This is a genomic window from Sutterella seckii (assembly GCF_009183815.1).
Lineage (GTDB): Bacteria > Pseudomonadota > Gammaproteobacteria > Burkholderiales > Burkholderiaceae_F > Sutterella > Sutterella seckii.
Window position 1 is genome coordinate 1 of the sequence record NZ_WEHX01000096.1, and the last position, 8,704, is coordinate 8,704.

8 protein-coding genes are annotated in these 8,704 nt (G+C 58.7%); all 8 read right to left on the reverse strand.

From position 1 onward, the window contains the following. Positions 1-137: 137 nt before the first annotated feature. The gene (locus GBM95_RS10075) at positions 138-1,565 is read right to left on the reverse strand and encodes an NCS1 family nucleobase:cation symporter-1 (RefSeq protein ID WP_152158974.1); all 1,428 of its coding nucleotides are present in this window, start codon (positions 1,563-1,565) and stop codon (positions 138-140) included. 423 nt (positions 1,566-1,988) lie between these two features. Beyond that, positions 1,989-3,347, reverse strand: coding sequence for an allantoinase AllB (gene allB / locus GBM95_RS10080; protein WP_152158975.1), 1,359 nt, complete (start codon positions 3,345-3,347; stop codon positions 1,989-1,991). Positions 3,348-3,364: 17 nt separating this feature from the next. Beyond that, positions 3,365-4,816 (reverse strand): YfcC family protein, encoded by a 1,452-nt coding sequence (locus tag GBM95_RS10085; RefSeq protein WP_152158976.1) that lies wholly within the window; start codon positions 4,814-4,816, stop codon positions 3,365-3,367. A 328-nt stretch (positions 4,817-5,144) separates the two neighbouring features. Further along, positions 5,145-5,555, reverse strand: coding sequence for a TlpA family protein disulfide reductase (locus tag GBM95_RS10090; protein ID WP_152158977.1), 411 nt, complete (start codon positions 5,553-5,555; stop codon positions 5,145-5,147). Positions 5,556-5,591: 36 nt separating this feature from the next. Further along, complete coding sequence (locus GBM95_RS10095; protein ID WP_226963270.1) at positions 5,592-6,278, reverse strand: ABC transporter ATP-binding protein; 687 nt, start codon at positions 6,276-6,278, stop codon at positions 5,592-5,594. A 2-nt stretch (positions 6,279-6,280) separates the two neighbouring features. Next, positions 6,281-7,480: an ABC transporter permease gene (locus GBM95_RS10100; protein ID WP_152158978.1), complete on the reverse strand. Its 1,200-nt coding sequence runs from the start codon at positions 7,478-7,480 to the stop codon at positions 6,281-6,283. Between the two features lie 35 nt (positions 7,481-7,515). Further along, positions 7,516-7,917, reverse strand: coding sequence for a DUF4418 family protein (locus tag GBM95_RS10105; RefSeq protein ID WP_152158979.1), 402 nt, complete (start codon positions 7,915-7,917; stop codon positions 7,516-7,518). Between the two features lie 86 nt (positions 7,918-8,003). Further along, positions 8,004-8,495 (reverse strand): rhodanese-like domain-containing protein, encoded by a 492-nt coding sequence (locus tag GBM95_RS10110; RefSeq protein WP_226963271.1) that lies wholly within the window; start codon positions 8,493-8,495, stop codon positions 8,004-8,006. Positions 8,496-8,704 lie beyond the last annotated feature (209 nt).

Consider the following 8,704-nt stretch of genomic DNA (forward strand, 5'->3'; position numbering starts at 1 on the left):
TCGCAAATTCAATTATAACACAAAACACCCATTTTTCATGCCTGTAAACTCTGAAATTTTCAGAATTTACAGGCATTTATTTTATGGAAGTCCCCTTAATGTCCTCCGTTCAGGGGACCTTTTCAGAAGGAGAATGGTTAGTCGCGGATGATGTCGGAATTGGCAATCCAGCGATAGACGCCCGCAGCGATGAAGGCGCCGATGAAGAAGGTGAAGTTGCCGATGCCGCTGCCGGAGTCAAGCATCATTGCTGCAACGCTCGCAATGCCCGCGGGGATGAGTGCGGCAACCGCCTTCCAGTTGACGCCGTGACGGTACCAATAGCTCCCTTCCCGGCTCGTGCTGTAAAGGTCGTGCACGACCACATGGCGGCGCTTGATGTAGTAGTAGTCGATGATGAGGATGCCGTAGACCGGGCCGATAAGGGCGGCGAGAACGTCGACCGTCACGTGAATCACCTCCGGCGAGCTGAAGAGATTCCAGGGCAGAAGCGCAACCGAAAGAACGGAAGCAACCAGACCGCCCGTACGCCAGGAGATGTACTTCGGGAAGATGTTCGAGATGTCGAAGGCTGCCGACACGAAGTTGGCTACGATGTTGACGCCCACCGTGGCAATCAGCATCGTGAGGCCGAGAATCAGCACTGCCGTCTTGTTGTCGAGCTTGCCCATCACTTCAATCGGGTCGACGATGAGTTCGCCGAAGACCACGGGCGTGCCCGAAATCGTCACTACCGCGATGAGCGAGAAGAAGACGAAGTTGACGGGGAGGCCCCAGAAGTTGCCGCGCTTCATCTGCGACGGGCTCTTCGCGTAGCGCGAGAAGTCGCCGAAATTAAGTGTCGGCCCGCAGAAGTAGGAGACAACGAGCGCAGCGCCCACAATCATGGTCCAGATGGTTTCGCTCACGCCCATTTCCTTTTCGGTGAGCGAGAAGCTGATGTTTTCCCAGGCGGCTTCGCGCACGATCAGCACCATCAGCACAAGCATGGCGATGTAGACGATCGGACCTGCCCAGTCCATGAAGCGGCGGATGGCTTCCATGTTGCAGAGGAAGAGCGCCGTCTGGAGAACCCACATGGCGGCAAAGCAGTACCAGCCGAGCGTGGAGAGGCCGAGAATGTTGTCGTGCGTGAGGCTCACGAGATCAGGCCATTCGTAGAGCACGACGATCATGAGCGCCGCGCTCGCGAGATAAGTCTGGATGCCGTACCAGACGACGGCAATGCCGCCGCGGATGAGAGCCGGGATGTTCGCGCCGAAGACGCCGTACGTCATGCGCGAAATCACCGGGAACGGCACGGCAAGCTTCTGGCTCGGGACGCCGATGATGTTGGCAAGTCCCTGAATGATGACAATGCCGACGATAAGGGAAACAAAGACCTGCCAGCCGGCCAGACCCAGAGAGAAGAGCGTGCCGGCAAAAATGTAGCCGCCCGCACTGTGAACGTCCGACATCCAGAAAGCAAAGATGTTGTACCAGTTCCAGGTCTGTTTTGAGGGTAGTAAATCCTTGTTCGCGAGAACGCTCTCTGTTATTGCCTGCGTCGAAGTTCGATCGTCCATGGTGTGGCGCTCCTCGGAAAAGTTTCTTATTTGTTGTTTTCTGCAACACCCGTATTCTCAGAAGAGCGGCGCCTCGGGTCGATAGCTTTAGGCGACAAGAAAATGGCTTTTTGCGTCAAATAAGTTTTCTGTCTATTTAATTGATTTATATGTGTTTATGCGAAACACTCCACCTCAGAAAATACCCTTATAAAAAGCTTCGTGGCGCACAATGACATCTGTATGGTGTCTAATGACTTTTCCTTAGGCCGAAGGAGCCGCAAATGCCGCAGCAGAAATCTTGTTTATGTGTGCACAGAAGGGTCGATAAATAAAGGGTTCCCTGTAAACAGCAGAAAGCCGGGAGGAGTCGGATGAACTCCCTTCCCGGCTTTTCCTGGAGGCGTTTCTCAGAGGGAACGCCTCAGCAGCATGTGATTGTCTTTAAGCGGCAATCGTCATGCGGCGGCCCATCGGCTTCTCGGAAGCGCCCTTTTCAAGGCTCCAGGCGAGATTGCCGCGCACGAGCGTGTGCGTGATGCGGCAGTCGATGCGGCGGCCTTCATAGGCGGAGAACTTGTTCTTGTAGAGCAGGTCCTCGGCCTTGAGCACGTAGCTCGTCTTCGGATCGATGAGAACGAGGTCGGCGTCGAAGCCGAGCGCGATCTCTCCCTTGCCCTTCAGGCGGAAGCGGCGGGCCGCTCCGGTGGAGAGCGCCTTCGCGAGCGTGACGGGGCTGATGCCGTGCTTCAGAACCGCTTCGTCGAACATGGCGTCGACGCAGTTCTGGCAGCCGCTGATGCCGCCCCAGGCGTCGAACGCATTGTCCGAGGACTTAAGGTCGATCGTGCAGGGCGAGTGGTCGGAAACGAGCATCTCGATCCGGCCTTCGGCGAGGAGCTCCCACATGCGGCGCTGGTTAGCGCGGTCGCGAATCGGGGGCGAGCACTTGGCCTTCGGACCGATCGCATCGAGGTCCTCGGTCGCAAGGAGGAAGTAGTGCGGGCAGGACTCGAAGCTCGCGTCGACGCCGCGGGCGCGGGCGCGCTCGACCTCTTCAACCGCTTCAGGGCAGGAGCAGTGCGCAATGTGAATGCGGCAGCCGGCAGCTTCCGCGATCATGAGCACGCGATGCACAGCCTCGACTTCCGTGAAGATCGGGCGGGAGGCAACGTAGTCGGACAACGACTTCTTGCCGCTCGCGCGGGCTTCAGCACCGAGCCCGTCCGTGATCGTCGCGTTTTCGCAGTGGACGACGAGAAGGCCGTCCTTCTTCGCGATTTCGCGGGCGCCCTGATAGAGCTCCCAGTCAGTCACGTTCTTGAAGTCGCCGGGCTTGCCGGAACCGCAGGTCGCGACGAAGGCCTTGAAGGCGGCAACGCCGGCGTCCGCGAGGGGCGCGAGGTCGGCAAGGTTCCAGGGAACGAGGCCGCCCATCGGGGCATAGTCGACCCAGCACTGGTCTTCGGCGGACTTGAGCTTGATTTCAAGGCTCGGAATATCCGTCGTGCAGGGGATCTGGTTGAGGGGCATCTCGACGAACGAGGTGATGCCGCCGGCAGCCATGGCCTGCGTGCCCGTGCGGTAGCCTTCCCATTCGGTGCGGCCGGGCTCGGAGAGGTGCATGTGAGGATCAACCATGCCGGGGAGAACATATTCGCCGGCAGCGTCGATTTCCTCGCGGGCAGGCTCTTCGATGCGGTTCGCAAGGCGAACGATCACGCCGTCCTTCACGCCGATGTCGAGAGACTCAACGGCTTCGGTGGTAACGACCTGGCCATTGCGGATGATGAGATCGAGCATTTGCTTCTTTCACTCCATTAGAAGTTGAGGCCGAGCTGCTGCTGCAGGTAGAGCGCGACGCAGCAGATGGCGCCGAGGATGAGCATCAGAGGCGTATAGAAGCGGATCCACTTCGTGTATTCGACCTTGGCGATCACGAGGGTGGCGATGAAGAAGCCGGAGGTCGGGAAGAAGATGTCCGTGAGCTGGCCGCCCCAGGCGTTGGCAGAAACGATGGCCTGCTGCGAAACGTCAAGGAGGGAGCCGAGCGGCGAGAGAATCGGCATCGTCAGAATGGTGAGGGCCGTGGCGCCAGGAATGAGCGCGTTGAAGATGGCCTGTTCCCAGAAGATGGCGATGGCGGAGAGCGCCGGAGGCGTCGTGGCGAGGAGCTGCTCGAGCCAGTAGACGATGGTGTCGGTAATGACGCCCTTGTCCATCACGACGGCGATAGCGGAGGCAACGCCGCAGAGGAGAGCGCCGACCATCAGGTCGCGCATGCCGGCATTGATGTCGTCGCAGATCTGCTGCGCAGTCTTGCCCGCGATGATCGCGGCGATGATGCCGATCGCGAGGAAGAGGCCACCGATCGCTTCAAAGCCGAGGTTCATCGAAAGGATGAGGTAGACGGCGATCGGGAACATGATGAGGCAGGAGACGCCCGCATAGACCTGACGCTGCGTGAACGTGAGCGCGGCGCCCTGCGTCTTTTCAGCTTCTTCCTGAGCAAACTGTTCCTTGAGTTCCTGGTCGGTATCGTACGTGAGGCTCTTCTTCGGGTCCTTCTTGACGCGGGCCGCGTAGAGCATCACATAAGCGATCGTGACGGCAACCGCGATCACGAGAACAACGGCGCGAAGACCGGAGCCCGAGAACATCGTGATCTGGGCAATCTGCTGACCCATGCCGACCGAACCCGGAATCGTGATGCCGAAGGTGAAGCCGATGCAGGGCGAAAGAAGCGCAACCGCGGTAGCGGTCATGCCGTCATAGCCGAGACGATAGAAGAGCGGGAGGAAGACCGGCAGATAGGCGAGCGAAAGTTCCGGCACGCCGATGAAGGCGGCGAGCATCGAGAGAACGATCATGAGCACCGGAGCCACGAGGAACTCGGACTGGCCGACCGCGCGGGAAAGGCGCTGAACGCCGAGGTCGATCAGGCCGGCGCGCTTGATGAGGCCCATGCAGGCGCCAACCATGAAGGTGAGGACGACGATGCCGGCGGCACGTTCAAAGCCGAACGGAATGGCCGTGATGATCTCAAGCCAGCCGGCAGGGTTCTGCGCGACGGCATGATAGGTGTTGGCTACGACGAGGTTCTGTACGCCGTGCGCAGTTTCAACGACCTGGCGATCGTACTGGCCGGCAGGAACAACGTACGTGAGCACTGCCATGAGAAGAATGAAGAGCCCGAGAATAATGTAGATGTCGGGCATCTTGAAGCCCTTCTTCTTGGGGGCTTGCTGCGAAGTATCCTGCTTCGGATTCATTTTGCGGTCCTGGGGGAGGGTTGATTTTTCCTCAGAATCCGCAACACACAGCTCTGGCGTAATCTGACAGACTATGAGGAAAATGGTTGACACACACAAAGCTTCGAGCCTCTTGATTTTTCCGACTATCCGCTTTGTTCAGGAAGCAATATAGGGTGTTGACCCTAAATCGCACGATGCCAGCGCACGTCAACTTACTGTCAAAATGCGCCACTCATGGTTGTTCCTCATGTCCCCCCGGGCGCATAAAAAAGCGCCTTTCCGAGCCTTCTCTGAAGACTCTGGAAAAGCGCTCTTTCAATGCGGCTCAATGCCCTGAGCGGAAGCTTTAGGACTTCGAACCTTCGATCAGAATGTTGACGCGCTCGCGCATGGTGTCGGCATCAACTGACCCGGTGTGCTTCCAGATGGGCTCGCCCTTGGCGTCATAGAAAATCTGCGCAGGCATCTGATCGATGAGGAAGACGTCCTCAATGCCGCGCCACTTGTCGATGTCGATCGTGACGAAGGCGGCGCGGTCGCCGTACTCCTTCTGCATCTGCTTCATGAGCTCTTCCATTTCCGGGCAGCTCGCGCACCAGGTGGCGCCGAAATCGACCACCGTCACCTTGCCGGGAACGGGGAACGGATACTTCGGGTCATAGTTGCTGTTTTCGGCGGAGCCTGCCGCATGCGCGAAGCCCGTCGAAAGAAGAAGGGCGGCGCTGGCTGCCGCACAGATAATCTCGCGTCTGAACATTTTTGCGTTCCCTCTCAAGAAAAAAGATGAATGGATTCAAGCGCTCTTCGGGCGCTCTTCGAGGCGCCCTTCCGCCATGTCGTAGAGCCGGGTCGATGCGTCGAGACTGAAGGTGTCGTGCGTCACCATCAGGACTGCCCCGCCCTTCTGAGCAATGGCGCGGAAAATATCGACAACGCCCCGGGCGCTTGCCGGATCGAGATTCGAAGTCGGTTCGTCGGCGACGATGACGTCGGGCGAGCACATGAGCGCGCGCGCGATTGCAACGCGCCTCAGTTCGCCGCCCGAGAGCGCGCTCGGGAACTGGCTCCCGAGATCCTTCAGGCCCACCTCTTCAAGAAGCGCCTCAGCCCTCCCCTCCGGCTCCGCATCTCTCTTTCCTGCCAGGTACCAGGGGAGACGAACATTGTCGAGGATGGTGAGGGTCGGAATGAGGCCGGCGCTCTGCGGCACATAGCCCACGTGAGCATTTCTGAGGCCGGAGCGCTTCGCGTCGTCGAGCTTCGAGATGTCTTCGCCCATGAGCGAAACCGTCCCCTCTGTCGGCGGCAGAAGCCCGACCAGGATATTGAGAAGCGTCGATTTGCCGGAACCCGAGCGTCCGAGGACGGTCACGAAGTCTCCGGACGAAACCTGAAGACATGCGCCTCTTAAAGCCCAGAAGGGGCGCCCGCCCCGTTCGTAGCGCTTCCCGAGGTCCCTTGCATCAATCAGCATGGTCATGATCAATCCCCTTCGCGAAGCGTCGTGTAGATGTCGCGATTCCCGATGCGCCAGGCAGTCGGGAGCGCCGCGAGCGGAACCGTCGCAATGCCGGCGGCAAGGCTTGCAATGAGTGCAAAGATCCAGGCTTCAGGCGCAGGGGCCAAATAGGGAAGCCCGATCGCGCGCGAAATGGCCGTGGAGAAGCTCGTAACCGCAATTGCGCCGATCAGCACGCCGGCACAGGAACCCGCCGTCGAAATCATGAAGGCTTCCGACATGACGATGCGGATCACGCGGGAGCGCGAGGCGCCCAGCGCCCTCAGCGTCGCAAATTCACGCTGCCGTTCGCTGAAGGCAAAGAAGTAGACGATCAGCATGATGAGGGCTGCAATCACCCAGAAGCCGCCCGCTGCGGAATACATCACCGCAACGATCTTCTGGAGCTTTGCCGACGTGTCGCTCATCATGTTGGACGCAAAGACGAAATTCACGTTGGCGCCGAGCCCGAGCTCGTCAAAGAGTCCGTCCGAAACCGTAATCGGGTCAACGCCCGGATTGACGCGCACAAGGATCGAGGAGAGGCTCTTCGCAATTTCATCCTTCTTTTCGGGAGAAGCGATTTCGCCGAGCTTTCTCGCCGCCTCAATCGTCATGAAGATGGACGAATCGAATCCCATGCCGGTTGCCGCCAGGCGCCCGACGATTTTGAACTTCTGCCCGTAGAAGGTGAGCTCCGACCCGATGTCGCCGAAGATATAGTCGCCGACGATGACTTCATTGCCTTCAAGAGGCTTCTCGGCCGCCTTCCTGAGCCACGGCGCCACGACGAAGTCCGTCTTCTCGTCAATGCCGATCAGCTGCACCTTCACGGAGCAGCACTGGGCGTCAAGAGACGAAATGAAGAGCTGCCCCGAGGCCTGCGCGACGCCCGGGAGCTTTCTCACCGTGTCGAGGAGCTTTGCATCGAGATAAAAGGTGGACGGCTCCGCCCTCAGAATGACGCTTTCGATCTTCTTCCCCTCGCCCTGCGGCACGACGAGAAGATCTGCACCCATGCGTGCGGAAAGAGATTCAATGCCGGCCTGAAGATTGGCCGCAATCATTGAACCCGAAAAAAGCATGAAGGTGAAGACGGCGGCAATGAGCGCGAGCGAAAGCGAACGCAGGGGCTTTTGCGAAACGTTGGCGGCCGCAATGCGAAGCGTCGTGATCGGTGTCATATGAGAATGGCTCCCTTAAAGTCAGCGGCCGAATCTCAGCGCGCAAGCTTTGAGAGGCGCCACATTTCAGCGAGCGCAGCGAGAGCGATAAGGGCGCCCGCAACGAGAATGGTCGGCTGCGTCACGGCGTGGCATCCCATCATCGGATTGGGGCACGGTCCGATCAGAACTGTCGCAAGCGCCATCTCAAGCATTGCCGTGAAGATGATGCCGGCAAGCGCGCCGATCGCGGCTCCCGCAGAAGGCGAAAACATCATGACGACGCCCAGAGCCGCGATGACGAGCGAAGCGCCCGCCGCAGCGCGGGTCATCCAGACGCACTTCATCACCATTTCGGTGTGGCAGTGCGGCAGCCACCAGAAGAGCGCCGCAGCCAGAACGAGACCAACCGCAGTCATCACGATGCTGCTCACAAATGCGGGACGAGATTGCGACATTTCAGGACTTCCTTCAAAAAAAGAACGCTCCGGGCAAAAAAGGCTTTTCCCCGGAGAAAACATGGCTGCACCCGAGGTGCCGGCTTTTACTGCTGCTTGGCGGCCTCGCGCTTCAGGCGAGCCGCCTCAATGCCGCGGTCCTTGCGGCCGAGACCTTCAAATTCGTAGCCGTTCTGCACCCAGCCCTGAATGCCGTCGGGCATGAGGTACACGTTTTCGTAGCCGAGCTCAATCACTCTGAGAGAAGCCTCAAAGGAGACATTGCAGAGACGGTTGATGCAGTAAAGGATGATGAAGGAATTCTTCTTGTCTGCAGGAAGAAGCTTCTCCCACCCTTCCACATTGGCGTGGATCGATCCCTTCAGATGGCTCTGCTCGTAGATGTCCTCGGGGTTGCAGTCAAAAACGTACACGCCGGGCTTGCCGAGATTCTTTGCGACGCGGGCAAGGGAGAGCGGAATCGGCTGGCGCTGCTGCACCTGGGGAGCGGCGCTTTCCGCCGCCGCTGCGGAGCCCGAAAAGCCCGTGGCTGCAAGAAGCGCCGCACAGAGAGCGGCGAGACAGGTTGTCTTCATCATGGGGGTCCTGGAGGAGAGATAACACTCTGAAAAATGACCCCTCGAGCGTATCAGCAGAAGATTAAGCGGGCGTTATGCAAAACCATTTTCCGCCTCGGAAATGAAGATCATTATTAACATAGGCACAAAATAGTTGACAACTGGCTACGGTTATGTTATAATTGATAAATGAGTTATGAAGATAAAACCACCACAACCCTCGACGGCCG